This is a genomic window from Loktanella sp. PT4BL, from assembly GCF_003201935.1.
Lineage (GTDB): Bacteria > Pseudomonadota > Alphaproteobacteria > Rhodobacterales > Rhodobacteraceae > Yoonia.
On the sequence record NZ_QJJL01000007.1, the window covers coordinates 84,737 to 103,776 of the forward strand.

At 52.6% G+C, this 19,040-nt stretch carries 11 protein-coding genes and 5 pseudogenes; 5 read left to right on the top strand and 11 right to left on the bottom strand.

Annotated features, from left to right (window positions below; all coding sequences use genetic code 11):
- Nucleotides 1-4: 4 nt before the first annotated feature.
- Entirely contained in the window at nt 5-724 is a 720-nt protein-coding gene (locus C7964_RS16750; RefSeq protein ID WP_110280803.1) for a winged helix-turn-helix transcriptional regulator, read from the bottom strand.
- Nucleotides 725-1,258: 534 nt separating this feature from the next.
- Here C7964_RS16750 and C7964_RS19790 point away from each other — a divergent pair.
- Nucleotides 1,259-1,825, top strand: a complete 567-nt coding sequence (locus C7964_RS19790) for a hypothetical protein (protein ID WP_146214889.1) — start codon at nt 1,259-1,261, stop codon at nt 1,823-1,825.
- Nucleotides 1,826-2,167: 342 nt separating this feature from the next.
- Here C7964_RS19790 and C7964_RS16755 read toward each other — a convergent pair.
- The 4 genes and pseudogenes from C7964_RS16755 to C7964_RS16770 form a co-directional block, all read right to left on the bottom strand.
- Nucleotides 2,168-3,089 (bottom strand): IS630 family transposase gene (locus C7964_RS16755; RefSeq protein ID WP_220000192.1). Its coding sequence is split into 2 segments (ribosomal slippage): nt 2,168-2,746 and nt 2,748-3,089, totalling 921 coding nucleotides; the frame shifts between segments, so codons are not numbered across the junction.
- A gap of 309 nt (nt 3,090-3,398) precedes the next feature.
- Complete coding sequence (istB, locus tag C7964_RS16760; protein ID WP_110280804.1) at nt 3,399-4,163, bottom strand: IS21-like element helper ATPase IstB; 765 nt, start codon at nt 4,161-4,163, stop codon at nt 3,399-3,401.
- On the bottom strand, nt 4,160-5,650 hold the full coding sequence (gene istA / locus C7964_RS16765) for an IS21 family transposase (RefSeq protein ID WP_181417228.1): 1,491 nt from the start codon (nt 5,648-5,650) through the stop codon (nt 4,160-4,162). Before istA ends, istB begins: the two co-directional genes overlap by 4 nt.
- A gap of 114 nt (nt 5,651-5,764) precedes the next feature.
- Nucleotides 5,765-6,850: pseudogene (locus C7964_RS16770) on the bottom strand (IS110 family RNA-guided transposase).
- A gap of 113 nt (nt 6,851-6,963) precedes the next feature.
- Here C7964_RS16770 and C7964_RS20250 point away from each other — a divergent pair.
- Nucleotides 6,964-7,113: pseudogene (locus tag C7964_RS20250) on the top strand (integrase core domain-containing protein); the annotation flags it as partial.
- A 608-nt stretch (nt 7,114-7,721) separates the two neighbouring features.
- Here C7964_RS20250 and C7964_RS16780 read toward each other — a convergent pair.
- From C7964_RS16780 to C7964_RS16790, 3 genes are read right to left on the bottom strand one after another with little or no spacing between them, the layout of a single operon-like run.
- A complete protein-coding gene (locus C7964_RS16780) occupies nt 7,722-9,032 on the bottom strand; it encodes an HlyD family type I secretion periplasmic adaptor subunit (RefSeq protein WP_110280805.1) in 1,311 nt (436 codons plus the stop codon).
- Between the two features lie 9 nt (nt 9,033-9,041).
- A complete protein-coding gene (locus C7964_RS16785; protein WP_286164017.1) occupies nt 9,042-11,330 on the bottom strand; it encodes a type I secretion system permease/ATPase in 2,289 nt (762 codons plus the stop codon).
- Nucleotides 11,331-11,367: 37 nt separating this feature from the next.
- The gene (locus tag C7964_RS16790) at nt 11,368-12,828 is read right to left on the bottom strand and encodes a TolC family protein (RefSeq protein ID WP_110280806.1); all 1,461 of its coding nucleotides are present in this window, start codon (nt 12,826-12,828) and stop codon (nt 11,368-11,370) included.
- 1,706 nt (nt 12,829-14,534) lie between these two features.
- Here C7964_RS16790 and C7964_RS16795 point away from each other — a divergent pair.
- Nucleotides 14,535-14,734 (top strand): annotated as a pseudogene (locus C7964_RS16795) (helix-turn-helix domain-containing protein); the annotation flags it as partial.
- A 124-nt stretch (nt 14,735-14,858) separates the two neighbouring features.
- Nucleotides 14,859-16,082: pseudogene (locus tag C7964_RS16800) on the top strand (IS256 family transposase).
- 46 nt (nt 16,083-16,128) lie between these two features.
- Here the strand turns inward: C7964_RS16800 and C7964_RS20410 are convergent.
- Nucleotides 16,129-16,778 (bottom strand): annotated as a pseudogene (locus tag C7964_RS20410) (transposase); the annotation flags it as partial.
- 86 nt (nt 16,779-16,864) lie between these two features.
- Between C7964_RS20410 and C7964_RS16810 the strand changes: the two are divergent.
- On the top strand, nt 16,865-17,620 hold the full coding sequence (locus C7964_RS16810) for a hypothetical protein (RefSeq protein WP_181417229.1): 756 nt from the start codon (nt 16,865-16,867) through the stop codon (nt 17,618-17,620).
- Nucleotides 17,621-18,135: 515 nt separating this feature from the next.
- Here the strand turns inward: C7964_RS16810 and C7964_RS16820 are convergent.
- Both C7964_RS16820 and C7964_RS20370 read right to left on the bottom strand, forming a co-directional pair.
- The gene (locus C7964_RS16820; RefSeq protein WP_110280808.1) at nt 18,136-18,393 is read right to left on the bottom strand and encodes a helix-turn-helix domain-containing protein; all 258 of its coding nucleotides are present in this window, start codon (nt 18,391-18,393) and stop codon (nt 18,136-18,138) included.
- A gap of 124 nt (nt 18,394-18,517) precedes the next feature.
- Nucleotides 18,518-18,769 carry a hypothetical protein gene (locus C7964_RS20370; RefSeq protein ID WP_110280815.1) on the bottom strand — a complete coding sequence of 84 codons (252 nt, stop codon included), beginning with the start codon at nt 18,767-18,769 and terminating at the stop codon, nt 18,518-18,520.
- Nucleotides 18,770-19,040 lie beyond the last annotated feature (271 nt).

Consider the following 19,040-nt stretch of genomic DNA (forward strand, 5'->3'; position numbering starts at 1 on the left):
AGACCTAGAATTCTTCCGCGTGCTGGTCAGGTGGTATAAATCTGTAACCTACGCCGTAGACTGACTTGATCATGCCAACTTTCTTACCAGATTTACTGATCTTTTGCCGGATTCGCTTGATATGACTGTCGACGGTACGGGCATTTGCATTCGATCCCACAACTGCAGCGAGTTCGTTTCGCGTTACAATATTAGCGCAATTCGCTAGCAACACTTCAAGAAGCTTTATTTCTGTCTTTGTGAATTCAACACTCTCATTTTCACACCACAGAACATTTTTATGTAAATCAACGCAGCACCCAGTGGCAGCAACCTTAGGATTACTTTTATCATCTACCCACTTTTTAGATTCTAAAATATACCGTTTGTGTACGGCCATAATGCGTTCTGCAATTACATTCGGAGACATTATCACACTAAGGACATCATGTGCGCCCGTCCGCAGTCCGATCAGTTCAGCAACTTCATCGTAGTCAGAAAGGTAGAGTATCACAGGAATCTCAGTTTGGCGAGAAGCCATCGACACAACATGACTCTCCAACTCGTAAGCTGAGCGGCTTAAGAGTACAATAACATCACAACTCACATCAATCTGAGCATCAGAAATGTCTTGTACAGGTAATTTGAGTTGGACGCTGCATTTACATAGCCTCAATGCCTGAACCAAATGTTCTGAGATGCCCTCTGCATCAACGTTAAAATCTATGCTATCGTGTTTAGTCATCTGCGCGACCTCTAGTTGAACGCAGCCTAAGCGCTATACGCTATAAGAGGTTAACTCTTTTAGACCCCCGCAAGCATATGGTCTTTCGCTGCAATTAAGGCGCAAAAGACGCGATTCTAATCAAAAGTGAACACCGGATCTAGTTGAACGGCAGTATCTCGCATAGCTTCAGCTGTGAAACAACAAACTTTGCTTTGCAAGTGTACCCCACCGTTTTTGCCAAAGGCTAAATCCCCCTACATATCCTGCGCAATCCGCCATTTTACCGAAGAACCAAAGCCTCTACTGAAGTGGCGCCAGGTATTCGAACAGGAGTGCGGCACCAAGTTTAATTGGTTTACCTTCAAGCCACCCAAAGACCTACTTCAGTCATAACTCCTGCGACAACCCCCGTTACCCAATCTGGCTGATCGCTGCGTGCCAGCAACTATAGATAATGAAATACTACCCAAGATACAAACATATGAACAATGTCGTCGTATATCATCATCGCCATGAACAGCTAATTTTATCGCTGGCTAGGGTTATAGTACAATGTATGAGCAGAAAATAAACGGTGGCCCAGCTCTTCGTGCGCTTGATCATTTGGTGAGGCTGGGTTTAAGACGAGAAACTTCCGTAATAGATCCCGAAAAGAATGGGTGGTTTTTTGGCGATCGTTTTTTATCAGGTGTAGTTGATCGCGCGCCAGCGCAAGAGACAGTGTTCTTACTTGGCTTGGGAGCCGATGACACCAGCACAGCATTACAGGCCTTGAAGCCAAATAGTATCACGCCAGCCCATTTTTGTTCTAGTGCGCTATGCTTATCGGAGGTCACACCAGCAGAGATTGGAACGACATATCTGCTCGTAAATGTTGATGTAATCGGTGAGCTTGAGGATGCTGTGGACGAACTAATTTCTTTTCGAAAAAAATGGCCAAACACCGTCGTAATCATGATTTCGTCGTTTGTCCTCAGCGACGATTTTGGGACCTATAGACAGCTTATCTGTGATGCAACACTACGTAGTCCTATTTCAAAACGCCGAGTTAAAAGTGCTTTATTAGCAGCAAGACAAAATAAAACGCAAAATTTGCCAAGCATCATTACTTCAGCTTAGAAAGTATAGTAACCGGCACTAAGAGATGGACCGGTTGATCAGAAAAGGTCTGGTGTTTTGTCGGGAAGATGCCTTCATTAATCTGCTTCATATCTAGAAGCCAAGAACTTTTCCAGAATTCTTCTGTGGACCGTAGCTCAGATTTCAGCGATGGCATGAAACATATTTGTGAATAAGCGCGCCTCAATTCAGCACAGATGCCAGAAAAGCGTGGATGATGAAGCATTTCGGCGTCACAGTGCTATTATTGTTTGGGTGATCAGCCCCATCTAGGTGGTCCAGTTTGAATGTTAAAGCATCCCGCCCTTAACCTGCGACATGTCCGGCAGCCGTAAAGTAGTTCTAGCACTCTTCTGGTGAATAGAGGTCGCAGATCTCGGCGATTGCGTTGAACATGTCGGTGAATGTGCGTGCTCCTATCCGGCGCAGGTGCGCTTTGAGCTTGGAGAACGCCATTTCGATCGGGTTGAGATCGGGACTATATGGCGGCAAGAACAAGAACCAGCATCCGGCTCTGCGCAATGCTTTTTCTGCCTCGGCATTCTTGTGGGTGGCGAGGTTGTCCAGAATGGCGACGGTTCCGGGTGAGAGTTCTGGCACCAACACCTTTTTGACGTAAGCGGCGAAAGCCGCGCCATCCATGGCCCCTTTGATCACCCAGGGGGCGATCATCGCATCGGCACTCAGCCCGGCTATAAAGGTCTGGGTGCCCCATGATCCGAAGGGCGCGTCCATGATCAGGCGGTTTCCGCAAGGGGCCCATCCCCTCTGCCTCGTCAGATTGGTCTTCACTGATGTTTCATCAATAAAGACAACGCGGTCTGGGTGCTTCGACACGGCTGGAATGCGGTACTTGAACCAGTCTTCGCGCTGTCGCCTTACCTTGGCACGGCGGCGTTCGGTGGCGACCAGTGACTTTTTTATATGTGTAGCCCAGTTTGCGAAGGAACTTGCCAATGGCGTTGGGGTGCGCCCGAACCTGCGTCGCGGCAAACAGGGCTGCACTCAGCTCGGGCATTGTGATGTCGCCATCCTGCGCGATGATTTCAGCAAAGAAGTCTCGATGCGGGTCCAGTTTGCCCCGGCCTTTTGGTCGGCCCTGCGGCGCGGCTTCCGCCCGGCCCGTCCGCCGTATCGCAAGAGCCCATCGCGCTCCCGTCGCGGGCGAAAGCTTCAGGAGAAATGCCGCCGCACGACCGCTTGACCCTTCCTCAATATATCGCTGAAACCGCGCCCGAAGCGCGTCTGGTAAAGGTGCTGACATGATCCATCCTCCCAAACAGGATGAACCACAAAATCATGCGTGTGGGAATCCCCCGCGATTCAGGTTTCGGGCGGGGCGCTTTAGTGCATGATTGGCCTGAATTCCATCGGGATGATGATTTCCGGGGCTGGTGGGCGTGTCAACGGCAGAGTAAAAGTGAGCCAAAGGGCAGCGCAAAATGTTGCCACTTTGGGTTTGGGATAATCAGCGTGAAGACGAGCGCCAGCATCCGGGCAGCCGCGCTTGTTATATAGCTGGCGGTTGCCCGGATGCTTTGGCCCGTCAGGGCCAATCTGTGCTGATTGTGGTTCAGGTTTTGGGTGTTGCCTGACGCGCCTTGCTCTGGCCAAGGCGGTAGCTTTCGCCATTCATCTCCAGGATGTTGACGTGGTGGGTTAGGCGGTCGAGGAGTGCACCTGTCAGGCGTTCTGACCCAAAGGTTTCGGTCCATTCGTCGAATGGCAGGTTGCTTGTGATCAGCGTGGAGCCGCGCTCGTAGCGTTGGGAGATCAACTCAAACAGAAGCTCGGCCCCTGTTTTGCTCAGCGGAACAAAGCCCAGCTCGTCAATGATCAGCAGCTTGTAACCAACCATCTGTTTTTGAAGCCGCAGGAGCCTGCGTTCGTCTCTGGCCTCCATCAGTTCATGAACAAGCGCTGCGGCGGTGACAAAACCGACAGACAGGCCTTTCTGGCATGCCGACAACCCGAGGCCGAGAGCAATGTGGGTTTTGCCGGTGCCTGATGGGCCGAGTGCGATGACATTCTCGCGCCGTTCAATCCATTCGCAACGCGCCAACTCCAAGACCTGCATCTTGTTCAGGGCGGGGATCGCCTTGAAGTCAAAACTGTCGAGGCTTTTGACGGCTGGGAATCTGGCAGCCTTGATCCGTCGTTCGATCATCCGTCGCTCACGGTCGATCATTTCCAATTCGACCAAGCGGGCCAGGAACTGGACATGGTCATGTCCCTCTGTGGCGCATTGGCGGGCTAGTTTGCCATATTCCCGCAGAACGGTCGGCAGCCGCAGCGATTTGAGGCGGTGGTCCAGAAGAATTTGGGGAGCGTCGCTCATGCTGCCTGCCCCCGCTTCATCAGGGACATATAACTGGCCGCTGACGTCGTGCCGACATTGGCCTTTGGCAGATACGGATAGACATCCAGATCCAGCTTGGGCGGCCGCTTCTCGACCTGGCACAGCACGAGGTGTTTGACGGCGTCAAACCCAATGGCCCCCATGCGAAGTGCGTTTTTGACGGCAACCTGCAGGTCTGCCATCTCGAATGTCTCCAAGAGCCGCAAGACCTGCACATACTCACGCCGCCCCGCCTTGATCATGCGGGCTTCCATCAAGCGGCGCAGGGTCATAAATTCCTCTGGCAGCTCCCATTCCACCAATGGGGCCGCCTGATCCAGCGCGCCGGTCTTTTGCTCCAGCAGCGGCAGATAGTGAACGGGATCAAAGACCATATCCTCCCGGTCCCAGCACCGGCTGTGGCGGGCAATCACATCTCCACCACAGCCAATGACAACCTGATCGTCATAGCCCCGGATCCAAACGTTACGGTGGCCATAGGCAACCGGCACCAAATAATCATTGGTTTTGTAGCGCACCAAGGATTGCGAGTTCACCTGACCATTGGCCTGGTCACAGGCATCAAACGGTGACGCCGGCAAATCCATCATCGCATCAAGATCGCGGACCAGTCGTTGCCCGATGCTGTCGCCATGCCCGCGCAAGACATCGCTCTGGCGCTTGCGGCATTGTTCTTCCAGCCAGGTATTGAACGCCTCCCATGTCGCAAAATGTGGGATGGGCACCATGAAGTTGCGCCGGGCATATCCGACCAGACCCTCAACAGCGCCTTTATCGTTGCCCTTACCCGGTCGGCCATAACGATCGTGGATGAAGTAATGCGACAGGAACCCACTGAACAGCTTGGTCCGCTTGCGCGAGCCGTCCGGCAGGATCTTCGCGACCAGGCATCGATCGTTGTCATAAAGAACCGACTGCGGAACCCGACCGAAGAATGCAAAAGCATGAACATGGCCATCAACCCAAGCCTCGGAGACCGCCGCAGGATAAGCACGCACAAAGCAGGCATCGCTGTAGGGCAGATCCAGTGCAAAGACGTATGCCTTCTGCTCGACCCCGCCAATCACGACCATCGCTTCGCCAAAATCCGCTTGGGCATGGCCGGGGGCATGTGCCAGCGGGACAAACATCTCTCGGCTGCGCCGCCCTTGTTCCCGGACATAGTTCTTGACCGTCGTATAGCCGCCTTGAAACTGGTGCTCGTCGCAAAGCCGTTCAAAAATGCGCTTGGCGGTGTGGCGCTGTTTGCGGGGACGGTTCAGATCGTCTTGCATCCATTCGTCGATGAAGCCGGTGAACCCGTCCAGCTTGGGCCGCTTGATCTGCGCCGTTCGCTGATAACCGGGCGGGACCGAAAACATCATCATCTTCTTCACGCTCGCACGCGAAATCCCGAAATGGACGGCGGCCTCCCGTTCGCTCATACCGCCCCGACGCGCAAGGCGGACCTTCAAATATAAATCCACGACTAAAATCTCCCGCCCTCCCTGCAAACAGAAAGGGCCAAAGTGGCAATATTTTACGCTGCCCGCAGCGAGATTATCACGCCACTTCCGTGGCCAACTTTTGCACTGCCGTTCTCACCACATGAAGGCAGCCATTTCCCTAGCAATGGCAGTGGTGACAACAGTCGACTTCTTGCCACGTTGGCTGAGTTTGCGATACCGCGCAGTCAGCCGAGATTGTGTTTTCCAGGCAATGTCCTGAACCTCGGCAGGTTGGTCCTGAAGGATGTAGAGCTTCCTCGCTCCCGGCCGTGCTGGCAATCGATAGGTCCAAGCACCTTCAATCAGCTTGTGACGAACGCGGGAGTTACCTGCGCGAGTAATCCCACCGCGCTTGGTCGTTTTTCCTGTTGAGTACTCGCTTGGCACAAGCCCCAGATAAGCCATCAATTTCACCGGCGTCTCAAAACGGCGCACGTCCCCAATCTCAGCCATGAATGTCACAGCACTTATCATTGCCACACCTCGTAAGGCTTGAAGCGCATTCACAGCCGGAGCAAGATCCCATTACGGCAACAGAGCTTCAATATGTCCAGTGAGCCGGTCATGACGTTCAGTGGCATTCCGCTCAGCTTGCAGCATCTCCTGAAGAGCGAGCTGATGCGCCGGATGAGCGAAGCTTTGGCTTTGCAGCCATGGACGATATCGCATCGTCCATGGCTTGGTCCGGTGATAGACCCGCCCGTGACGCAACATAAAGGCCGACACGAGCTGCCGTTTGTGCCGTTGATCCTCTGCCGCGCTTTCCCGAGCGCGAACTAAGTCGCGCATTGCCTCATGCGTTTCATCCGGAACCCAAATGGGCGTCAGTTCCCCGGCGCGAAAAAGGCGGGCCAGTCGAATGGCATCCAGCCGGTCTGTCTTCACCCGCTCTCCAGCACGCACCGGAATTAACGAAGGCGCGACCACACAGCATTCGAAACCGAACGCTCGCACCTGCCGATAAAGGCCATATCCTGTGGGGCCTGCCTCATAGCATACCGAGACGGATGCCCCTCGCGCAGAAAGCTTCTTGAGTAAGCGGTCGACCCTGGCAGGGGCGGTTGCAAAGGTGCCCAAGCTGACAACTTCGTCACGTAGCCCACCACCAGCAAGCGCAACTGCCAGCTTGTCTTTCGATACATCGATCCCGACATAAATCGTTGGTTGTTCTGTCGTCATGCCTTCCTCCATCGCTGATAAACGGCATTCGCCGTAATGCGATCAGAATACAGGCTGATCACTCAGACGCGTGCCGCTAAAAAAGACATGCGGTCTTACTATGCGTCTACCTTCACGCTTTTGAAAGAGGTTCAGAGGCAAAGGCTAGTATCCGCAAATGGCTGGAATACTACAACGCCGAGCGACCACACTCGACACACGGCATCTTGACCCCCGATGAGGCCTACGCCAGAAAAACAGAACCCATGAGATTAGCAGCCTGACATGAAACCCTGATCCACCTTAGCTAGGCTGCAAAGTGGTCGAATATCCAGGATCACCTCTTAGTCGCGATGTACCGTGCATAATTCCAATCCCCATCTTGGATAGGCATGTAGATCTAGGGGTGCACGGCAGCATGTTCGATCACTGAGGAAATTCCGGTGGGGGGGATGGCCCACCCACCGATGGTTCACGCATTCAGGTTGATCTTCCGCTGCGTGAGTGCGAGGAGAATGCTTGCTTCAGGTCGGAAATGGCAGGAGGGGACCAGTGTAGCGCTTACGCCTATTTTACATCGCTAGCAAAGCGTTCCTCAATACACTCAATTCTGATGCCACCATTGGCCAAGGCCTGATAGATTGCGGCCATACAATCGTCAGCGTTAACGGCTCGCTCACAAGCTTCTTGCAACCCTACCAATCCGACACTTCCGGTAATCACCTTCCAAACGCATCGACGTACATTGACCTTATCATAAACGATTTCCAATGATCCATTGCGTCCTATTCGCGCGCCAAGAAAACACTTTCCATCGGAAGTGTGAACTCCTACAGACTCCATCGGTCCACTTTGCACAACGGATCCGCTACCTTCTTCAAGTCCTCTCAAGTCAATCCCGCAATGCTAGTTCTTGAACCTTGGACATTGGCTGCCAAATATATTCCAAGACTGTGCGTTTGCCCGAAAGCACATCGACCGTGGCGGTCATGCCTGGAATAAACGTAACGGCTTCGCCGGTTTCCTCGAGCAGAAGTTCGCCTTCAATTGCAACATCTACCAGATAATAACTTGCGCCTTGATTCCGTTCATCTACAACAGCGTCTGGACTGATACGGATCACGCGACCATCGACTGAACCGTATTTGGCTGAATCATAAGCCGATAGTCTGATACGGGCATCGTCCTCGACGCGGATGCGCGAGATATCCTGCGGCATGACTTTCGCCTCGACAATCAGCGCCTCTCCAGTTGGAACCAATTCCAACATAACATCGCCAGTATTTACAAAGCCGCCTGGTGTCCGGAAATTCAGCCGGCTTACGATCCCTTCCATAGGAGCACGAATTACTGTTCGGCTGATCCGCTCTTCTAAGCGCGGTATAGATTCCGCAAGTTCACTTTGTTCTGCGACGACTGAATTGAGTTCATCCATAGCGCGAAGAGTGTAGTTCGCCCTTGCATTGTCAATTTCAGTCTCAAGCTCCACCATACTCGAGCGGGCCTGTTCAATTCCAACACCAGCACGATCGCGCTCACCGCGTGTTTGCTCCAATTGACGCAGCAATTCCAAAAGACGCGTTGCTGGCGCAATATTATCGCGTACCAATGGCCTAATGACAGCAATTTCTTCTTCCAAAAATTCAGCCGTACGCTCAGCAGTTCCAACACTGTTTTCAGCTGCACGTAAATCTTGCTGACGTTGGTGAAGACGTTGCTCCAGTACCGCGAGCTGTCCAGCCAGTTCAGCGCGACGCGCAGCGAACAAGCTTTGCTCAGTTAATGCAACCATGGGCGACCTTGCATTAAGGTCTGGTGGCACCGAAAATTCAGAGTCGTTAATTTCTGCGCGCAGGCGGAGTTCTTTGATATCTAGACCCGCCAAGCGTTGTGCAAGACGGTTAAACTCGCTGCTTGCATCCACAGGATCGATCTCGAACAGCACCTCACCTTCCTCGACGGTTGTGTTCTCAGACACATAACGGCGTAGTATCACACCGCCCTCAGACGCTTGCACCATCTGGTTTTGCACTGAAGATACAATGCGGCCCTCGCCGCGTGTAACACTATCCAATTGGGCCCAGTTGGCCCAAACGAGAACGAGTCCAACCAGCGCAATTATAGTGAACATAATTGTTGAACCACCAAGACCCTCACGGCCTGCCATTTCGCGCGACATAGACTTAAAATCGATATCTGACATAATGTCGCCCTATCTTGCTTGCGCTTTGAGTGTCTCAGGCGTTGTGTCAGTAACAACAGCTCCCTGATCCATGACAAGAACCCGATCCGCGAGCTCCAGGAGCGTATTACGATGGGTAACCATCACTAGCGTTCGCCCACCTACCCACGCTTTCAAACGTCCAATCACGGATTTTTCGGTAGCCGTGTCCATCGAACTGGTTGGCTCGTCTAAAACGAGTAGATTCGGATCATGCAGTAGCGCTCGCGCAAGGTTGATGGACTGACGCTGGCCACCCGACAGCCCCTCACCGCGTTCTCGTAATTCCATGTCATAGCCTTGCGGGTGACTCGCGACAAAAGCATCAACGCCTGAAATCTTTGCAATGTTCAAAACATGTGCGTCGTCGTATTCATAAAATCCCATCTGCAGATTTTCCTTCACCGTTCCTGAGAAAAGCCAAGTATCTTGCAGCATCACACCGACATTACGACGTAAGTCTGATTTATCTATTTGGCGCATATCGACACCATCAATTAGAACGGCCCCTTCACTTGGCTCTATTAGTCCCGAAATCAGACGTGACATGGTAGACTTTCCAGATCCCATGCGGCCCACGATCGCAACTTTCTGACCTGCTGGAATCTTGAGTGACAAGTCGCGAATAATCGCACTGCTGGCACCGGGAAAAGTATAGCTCACGTTTTTGAATTCGATAGTACCGGCCAGATGTGGGCGGCTTAGCCGAGACCGTGTTCTGTCCTGTTGCGCGGCTTCATCATTCATTACTACCGACAGTGAACGATAGGCCTGTCGTGCCCCGTTTGCACGTGACATAGCCGACGCCAATTGCGAAAGCGGAGCTAGCGTTCGACCACCTAAAATGACAGCAGCAATCATTGCTCCCATGGTAATCATGCCATCCTGAATCAGGAATACACCATAAAAAATTGTCGCAATTTGCGCCAATTGCTGAACAGACGCAGCAGAGTTGATAGCAAAGTTCGACAACATCCTGTTCTTCAACCCAAGATCAGATTGCGCATCAGAGGCTTCCTCGAACCGCCGCCTCATTAATCGTCCAGAGCCGGTGGCTTGTACCGTCTCCAACCCGTTGAGTGTTTCTACCAAGATGCTTTGCTTCGACATATTGGTCTCCATCGAGCTCTCAGCAATCCGCGCCAAAAACGGCTGGATAACAAGACCAGATAGAATGACCAACGGCACTGCGATCAGTGGTACGAGCGCTAGCGGCCCTGAAATCAGCGAGATAACCCAAATGAAGAGAAAAATGAAAGGCAGGTCAACAACAGCGACAAGCGTCGCTGAGGTGAAAAACTCGCGCAGTGTGTCAAACTCACGAACGATACTAGCCATCGCGCCAGACTTTTGACGCCTGTTGTCAAGTTTGATAGTTAATATCTTGTCGAAAATCAGCCGAGACATACGCGCATCGGCCCGCTTGCCCGCCTTATCCACGAACTGAGCACGAAGGGTCTTGATTGTAAAATCAAACCCTAGTGCGATTAACACACCAATCGTCAGGGCGATCAAGGACTCAATCGCCCCATTAGGAACAACGCGGTCATAGACCACCATGATAAAAAGCGATGTTGAAAGCCCCAGAAAGTTCGTGATAGCCGCGGCAATTAGCACTTGCCCATAAAGCCACTTACCTTCAAGCAAAGAGCCCCAAAACCAATCGTTCTTCCGTTTGGCCTTCGCGGCGGCATGTACACGTCGCGCAAGGATGATATATGGCTCTAAATGAACGCCCAACACACTTAGTGAAAATTGCTCTTCAACAAATGACGCTTCCCCGTCAAAGCGGCGCAAATGAACAATATTGCCCTCGGTAATCGCGTTAATCACAACAGCCTCACCACCTTTGAGAAAGCCGATGGTAGGACAATGTGACGCGCGTAGCTTTTTGAGTTTCATTTCGCCATATGTGGCCTCAAAACCAACATGACGTAATGCAGACACGGCAGCCTTTGGATCAAAAACTGTGCTTGTAAGTTCTGGTAGGTCACGTACCGCACCGGGGGAAAAAGCCATTCCTGACAATGATAGAATGTGCTGAACAGCTAAGATCAGTGGCATCTCAACATCGACAGCGTGATCGACTCCACCTTGCCCATCCTTTGGAGCGCGTGGGTCATTTTGTAAACCAAGATCAACGATTTTCCCTGATGCATAAGCATCAGTAGAATCTTGAAATACTGGCCCCGTCGCCTCAGTCCCACGGGTAATCTTGTGCTTATCGTCATCGGCTACCTTTGATAGGCTAACCCCTTGTTCTCTTTCTTTTTCTTCCATGCGGGAAGGTCCCTTTTATTAGTACACTTGATAGCAGTCAGTCGCCTAAATTGTGTTTCAATCCAATCAACTGCCCAAGTGCACCAGTCTGAGAGGATATTGCAAACTGCAGTGCAAGCTGTTCAGCACGCATACTGATTTGACGGTCTTCAGCCCGATAGTTTTCAATTTTCGTTCCAATGAGTTGGCGCAGGTCTGATTGACCTGTAGCAAGCTGGGACTGCAAGGTAGTCGCTTCGGCATTGCTGAGATCGATTTGTTGCTGGACCAACGGCATAGAGCGCTCGAGTGTTGCAAGCTGCTGTATCGACGCTTCCATTTCCATCTTAAATGTGCGCTGCGCTTCTGAAAGCCCCACTTCAATAGCCTGCGCACGCGCCTCAGCTGACTCGAGCTGTGACTGACGCCGCCCTCCATCCGCAAATTTATATTCAAGAACAAAGCCCAAACTCGTATCGGTGCTTTCTCCCTCCTGCATTGGTGAGGTCACACCCGCCTGGACTAGGACTCTGGGCTTAAAGGCGGCCTGTGCGCTGACAACTGCACTCCGCGCCAAGACCAACTCCGCTGCGGCACGTTGCAAAGCTGGTGCTTGCCGCCATTCAGCAGCCAGCTGTCTTGCCTCAGCTAAGCTAACAAGCTCCGCAGGACGCGGCACATTTTTTGGCTCCTGATTGAAGAACCGTGCAAACCGGACTCTTGCTTGCTCAAGGTTCGCCTGCAGGCGGGTCTCCTCAAGGTCAATATCGACAATCTGTCTCAGCACACTTTCGAGCGCCAACCGATCACTCATTCCATTCACGGCCATCCGCTCAACCTGTGACACTACCATATCCATGTCAGAAGTCCGCTTATGGAAAAGTCTTAGCCGTGCCTCATACTGCCATACATCGATCCATGCCCGAGCAGCCTCCAGCGCCAGACCATTACCCTGCAAAACTCGTTCTGCCCGCGCACCTAGAGCCTCTGCCGTAGCGCGGTTGACATTGGCCACGCTCTCTCCACCGTCATATACTAGTTGCGAAATGTTGATCCCAACTGCAACACCAGTTGTTGTTTCATCTGACTGCGTGTCACTTCGTTCTCGAATTCCACCCACAGTTGAGTTGCCTGTGACTTGAGGAAACCTTGCACTTTCAGCGATACCAATTCGAGCGATCATCATCTGCTCGATGGAGAGTGATGAGCGGTACCCCTCATTCGCTTGGACCGCTTGCCGTAGGGCTCCGGCAAAATCAGAGGCAGTATCAATCGCCTGACGCATGTCTGACTGCTCGAGCTCTGCTGATGAGTCTGCAAGCGTTGTCGCGATCGTCTCCGACATCAATACCATTTGGGATGGTTTGTCACCACAGGCAGCTAAAATGAGTGTTAGGCAAGCAACACCAAGCGCATTATATCGGGGAGAGGTGACCAAGCGGTTTACCCGATTATCAACAGGCTTGCAGTAGCTACGCAATTCACTTCGTTCGTCAGTCACTGATTTCTGCTGGGTCATACAGGGCCTCTTTTTAACATTTCTTAAGATCTATTCCAGCTGCTCTTCTGCGCTGATTGCGCAAAAGATTTCAGAGCGTTTTTAGCTTGAGTGCTGCACAAATGGCGCAAACGCATCTCTGGCTGGCAAACAAAACATTACGCCTATCACAGATCGCCTCTGGCCGGTTCACTAGCTGTCTCAACTTAAAACTCAGCGTAAGGTTTTTTGCCAAGGTTTTCTGCTGAGAAATTTACTATCTAATCTTTCATTTAGTCTTTTGTGACTTACACCATACTGATCAGATTCAAAGTATCACCACCAATCCTTATGATGGATATTTAAGTTTCACTCATAACCAATCCCTACCTCGCAAAAAGCTGCCATACTACGTCAAGCAAAAGTCCGACTAAGGTGAACCGGTTTTTTTAGCTTCAACGTTAGACTTATGCGTCGTGACCCCGAGACGCCAGTGGTGGGCAGGATTGCCACCTTATTCAAAGGATATTAATTTATATCGTTCGTATATTTTTGAATCCTATTTTGCAGGGTGCCATTTAATAAGTTGACGATCATATTGCTGAAATAAACCACACCGATTTTGCCGGAATCTCCAACTTATAAGCTGAATGAAGCATAATGAACCAGACGACGAACAGTGAAGTGGTCCGGCAAAACTGAACAGCGTGCTAAGATGCAGCCAATAATGACGAAAGGATACAGAAATGACGATGAGACGCATTTTTTCGGATAAGTCGAGGACCACGGTAGCGCTTACGGCGTTGCGTGGCGACAAGACGGCGCAAGAGATTGTGCGAAGCACGAAATCCATCCAACGCAGCTAACGACATGGAAACCGTAGGCGATTGACGGCTTGACTTGCGTCTTTTCTAACAATGCCAGGAAGGCTGAGCATAACGAGGTCGAAGTCAAAGAAGCCACGCCAAAATCTCGAAGCTGGCGGGCGAAAATGATTATTCGGAACAGGTCTGAAGCGATGAGGCCGTCCGAATGTGAAGCAGACAGCCAAAACACTTTTTGGGCATAGCTGATTAGGGTCGCGAGCTCGACTCTTTCAGTCGTGTCATTTTGTCAACTAATGCCTGTTTCATAGACGAGCAAATGTAGAAATACACTACACTCAAGCAAAACCCTATGCTTCCGCCAAGTACGTAACTTAGAAAAGTAAACGCTAGACTAAAGCCCATAAAAACACTGACGGTCACACACACCATACCAACGGCGGTTGCGAACGCGATGAACCCAATAATCATTAATATCACCCTAGTATATCATTGGCGTTCTCAAGGATGCGATAAATATCTTTTTTGATCGCTACACCAACGTTTTGTTTCCGAGAAACTTATTATCAGCCCTGACAGTACGACTGCTGAACCAATTTAATTGTAGGAGCGCACACCCTGCAAATTGTCGTAGGAGAAAACGGGACTTCAAACGATATATGTGATGTTCGAAAGATATTAGTTTATCAGAAAACAAGCAGATTTCATGCTTGGGAACAGGTCGTAAACCCGTCTCTCCGCCCACAGTGATACACGCCACCGCATGCCTCCATTGCAACAATGCAGAGATTCAAAACCTCCAGTGTTAATTGTCACTGAGAATTGACCCGGCAACCGCTAAAATTGTCACGGAGAAATGACCCATGTGCAACCTTTCCCCGTGTGCAACCTTTCCCCGACTTGAAGCAGTTGGGAGCATCTGGAATGATAGACATGGCATTTTTAAGGTTATCAGGAAGTGGGCGCTGCGAGATAAGATGCCCATTCGTGAGATCGCGCGGCGCACTGGCATATCGCGCAACACGATCAAGCAGTATCTACGTCAGGGGATCGTTGAGCCTGCGTTCCAGACACCAGATCGTTCCAGCAAGCTTGACCCTTATGCCAAGCAGCTGACAGCATGGCCAGTTCCGGGGGCACGAACAGGCCATGCTTCTGCAGCCGCTTCAGTAGATCGCGCCAGCTGTCTGGGGACTATCCTGATTTTTGTGCGCTGACGTGGTAACTGCTCACAGAGGAGACCCACGTATGAGCATCGATAAAGATATTTTGGACCGCCTGATGGAAGGCCGTTCGCCTGGTGATTTATTTGGCAAGACCGGCATCTTGGCAGAACTGACCAAGGCACTGGCGGAACGTGCGCTGAGCACAGAGATGGACGTCCATCTCTATGAAGAGCGCGCCGAGGAGGCACCTGAGGGCCGCAACCAGCCCCTCAATCGGCGCAATGGCAGCAGCCAGAAGACGGTGACCACAGACAGCGGCAAGGTGGTTCTGGACATCCCCCGTGACCGGAACGGCACGTTCGACCCGATGCTGATCGCCAAGTATCAGCGGCGCTTTCCTGAGTTCGATCGCAAGATCATCAGCATGTATGCCCGGGGCATGACGACCCGCGAGATCCAGGGTCATATCGAGGAAATCTATGGGGTCGAAGCCTCGCCCAGCCTGATTTCTGCAATCACCGACGCGGTCATGGAGGAGGTCACCGCCTGGCAGAACCGCCCTCTGGAACCCTGCTTGTTGATTGTCTTCATGGACGCGATCCGGGTCAATATCCGCAGCGATGGGGCGGTCTCGAACAAGGCGGTCTTCGTGGTCCTCGCGGTGCTGCCGGATGGCACGCGGGACGTTCTGGGCCTGTGATTTCAGGCCAATGAGGGCGCCAAGTTCTGGGCCAAGGTTCTCAGCGATCTGCGTAACCGGGGCGTCCAGGACATCCTCATCGCCGTCGTGGACGGGCTGAAGGGCTTTCCGCAGGCCATCGAGGCCGCCTTTCCGCAGACCCGGATCCAAACCTGCATCGTCCACCTGCTGCGCCATTCCATGAACTTCGCCAGCTACAAAGACCGCAAAGCTGTCGCGGCCGCCCTCAAGGCGATCTACACGGCCGTTGATGCCGAGGCGGCAGAACTGGCCCTGGCAGAGTTCGAGGATAGCGACCTGGCTAGGCGGTATCCGGCGATCGCGCCCAGCTGGCGCCGGGCCTGGAACGAGATCATCCCGTTCCTCGACTACCCACCCGAGGTACGCAGGCTGATCTACACCACGAATGCCATCGAGGCCTTGAACTCGAAGATCCGGCGCGCCGTCCGCACCCTGGGCCACTTCCCCAGCGACGACGCAGCGGCGAAATTGATCTATCTGGCACTCAATGCTACATCGACCGAGTGGAAGCGTTCGGTGCGCGAATGGCACACTGTCAGAAGCCAGCTCGCCATCATGTTCGAAGAACGCTTTCCAATGACGTAAGAAAACGCGTCACGCACAAAATTACGCACAGTCTCGCTGTCTGCGTTTTGCGGAACTCGTCCGGGATCGCCAGAACATCCTTCTCACCGTATTCGTCAGTGCCGATAATGACCAACATACATTGGCGATCACCATCTAGGCGGGGCGTGAAGTAGACCCTGTCAGCCCGGATATAGACATAGCGCTTGCCCTTCAAGTCAAGCTTGCGCCAAGCCTCATACTCCTCCCACCACATTGCCTTCAGGCGAATGATAATCGAGGATGAAAGCCCCTCAGCATCCGGCCTCAGAAGTGCCGCCAACGCCTCGCTGAAGTTACCCGTCGAGATGCACTTTAGGTACAACCACGGCAGAAGTTCTTCGACCGACTTGGCCTTGCCCAGATGGGCGGGACCAGCGATGAGCGGAACCTGATCTTGCTGCCATCTGAAATGGCCACACGATCACGAACGCGCAGCACTTGAACGGGGACCGTTCCAATACCAGTCATCATCTCGCGCTCTGGAAGAAAACCGTGGCGCACTAGACGCTGGCGACCTTCTTCGTCCAGAAGATCCGCGTGCTCAGCGATGAACGCAGAAACCTCGGCTTTAACCGCCGTGCGCAGCAGCTCCTTGGCTCAGGCGTGGATTACCTCGGTCAGCGGATCAGGGGAAAATTCTGATGGCAGTTCAAACGGCAGACAAATATTTAACATAATCTTCGTTATGCGATCTTACACTTAGTGTTGCGATATTATATTATCGTATGTATGCTGGACTCCTGTCACGAAGGTTCCGCAGCATGCTCCATTTACTCAAAAAGCTACTCCCCTCAGTCGCAATCGCTTTGACCGTGACAGGTTTTTCGCTGCCGATGCCTGCCCGCGCACAGACATACCAGATCGATTGCGCGATCCTCTTGTGCCTGTCTGGCGGCTGGCCTGCTTCCGTCCCTTGCGCCCGGGCCCGCGCCGAATTCATACGACGAATTACACCTTGGCCGGTCGAACCGCCGCTACAAATCTGGCGCTGTCCCATGGGCGCATCCTATGAGACCCATCCACCATCAAACAGTGCAGCCAGAGTCTTCGAAGCGTTCTTGCAAACCAACCGCGCGAGACCGCGACAATCCTTTCCAGCGATCGGCGCCGCAGACATTACTGAGCCAATCGAGACTACTTGGCGCTCCCCAGATGTTAGTGTGCACCTCGTTCCCGCCAACCCCGCCTTCCGGCTCGTTGAGGATCGCGCAGACATCGATATCAGCGGCCCGGAGTTCAATTTCGTGCGATCCATCCGCGTCTTTGACGTTCGCTATGCGCGGCAACACGAGTCCGGAAGAGATGACGACTGCAACCGAAGTGCAGTAGTCGTCCTCGGAACTTACGGCAGCCAAGGTGACTTCTCCTGGCAAAGATCTTCCACAGCCGCCCTTCCGTCGGCCCATGTAGGCCTTGAACGCTGGGGGCAACATTGCCCGAGCATCAACCACCGGTCCGTATTCGTCGATTGGCGCGACTACGAAGGCAATTACGGGTTCGAGCAGGTGAACTACTGAGCCTCAGCAATTGAGCATTGTACAGCGCAAACCTGTCTCAAGATCGGGAGCACACTCCTCGGCGGTCAATACCGACTATGCGGACTACACAGTGACAAGCATCGCGGGATTGCGATCCTTAACCGCTTCTACAAGGTCAGAGTTTCGACCAACGCTCGAAGTCAACTTCTCGCTTCTGCGCATCACTTAGGTCAGGTTGACACTTTGACACCCGCTGTGGACCTTTAACGTCCCACATCACCGCGTGCGCGCCTGTCTTCCAGCGATACACCCAACCAACAATGCTGCATCCATCCGTCCCGATCAGATTTGCGATCGCGACGCCTTCGCCTTTTTCTTCGTTCACGGTTTTATAACTTCCTGCACTATGGCGATGCGCGTTCTGCTTTGCCTCTCCAAGCGTTCGTAATGATCGCACGCCACACTTCATCAAAATGGGTTAGCTGTTATTCTTTGAGAGAGTACACTTCATCTGGATACGTCCGAAATTGAACGTCACCGTAAATTCACTTACTTCAAATTCTGTGGTCGGGCTCCGTGGCGGCTTCGACGATCGCCAAAACCTCGAAGGGGTCAAAGCCGATGGCGCGCGCAAGGACGACCAGCTCGACGACGTCGACCCGGCGCTGGCCGCTTTCAATGCGCGCCACAAGTGATTGATGGCACTTGAGCTTGACCGCCAAGTCCTCTTGACCGAGGCCCGCCTTGATGCGGGCGTCGACCAATGCCTGGCAAAGTGCCACCTGCCCCTTGCTTCTGATTGTTTTTGCCACGCGTCACATACCTTTTGTGACGTCGCTAGCGGATGTAATCTGTTATCTAAAAAGTAGATATATGAGGGTGTTATCGGCGTCTGGTTTCCATGGGCTGCAATTCTGATTCTGCCGAAGCTGCTCATCAATCCCTTACCAATTGCAGAAATCGGCCATAGTCCTCGCTGACCTCCCGCGCTTCCTCAAACGCGCGGGCGCGTTCACTGTCGAGGCACCGGAAGTAGCTCTGGATATCCTGAATGTAATCCTCGAAGTCGCCGCGGATGATATCCGCATAGTGCCGCGCGGCCTGCGAATCGTTTGGTAAGAAAGGACGTGATGGCGCTAAGCAGGATGCCGCCAAAACCGGCTCGGGAACGCAGATTAGAAGGACTATAGCTTGCAATGGGGGCAGGTCTTTCAACCTTGGGTTTCTCAAACCTGCTATCTCCTTGATCGCGGACACTAGCCGTGACTAGTGTTTGCGTAACCAAACTACAGCTAAAGCACGATATTACATCTTGCGGTTGATAGTATACTATCGTAACTCTGGGCTTCAAGTGGGAATGCCTAGGGTCGCGCCATTGGAGAAAGCGTGAGCCGGGCCATGAACTGGGACATCGAAGCACCAAATGTGGTTACGGAAGCCAGGTTCCGCGAACTAGTGG

Excerpts from the sequence above, each read along its gene's own strand:
- C7964_RS16750 (WP_110280803.1), bottom strand. The coding sequence starts at position 724 with ATGACTAAACACGATAGCATAGATTTTAACGTTGATGCAGAGGGCATC.
- C7964_RS19790 (WP_146214889.1), top strand. The coding sequence starts at position 1,259 with ATGTATGAGCAGAAAATAAACGGTGGCCCAGCTCTTCGTGCGCTTGAT.
- istB (WP_110280804.1), bottom strand. The coding sequence starts at position 4,163 with ATGAGCGACGCTCCCCAAATTCTTCTGGACCACCGCCTCAAATCGCTG.
- C7964_RS16780 (WP_110280805.1), bottom strand. The coding sequence starts at position 9,032 with ATGTCAGATATCGATTTTAAGTCTATGTCGCGCGAAATGGCAGGCCGT.
- C7964_RS16785 (WP_286164017.1), bottom strand. The coding sequence starts at position 11,330 with ATGGAAGAAAAAGAAAGAGAACAAGGGGTTAGCCTATCAAAGGTAGCC.
- C7964_RS16790 (WP_110280806.1), bottom strand. The coding sequence starts at position 12,828 with ATGACCCAGCAGAAATCAGTGACTGACGAACGAAGTGAATTGCGTAGC.
- C7964_RS16810 (WP_181417229.1), top strand. The coding sequence starts at position 16,865 with ATGCTCCATTTACTCAAAAAGCTACTCCCCTCAGTCGCAATCGCTTTG.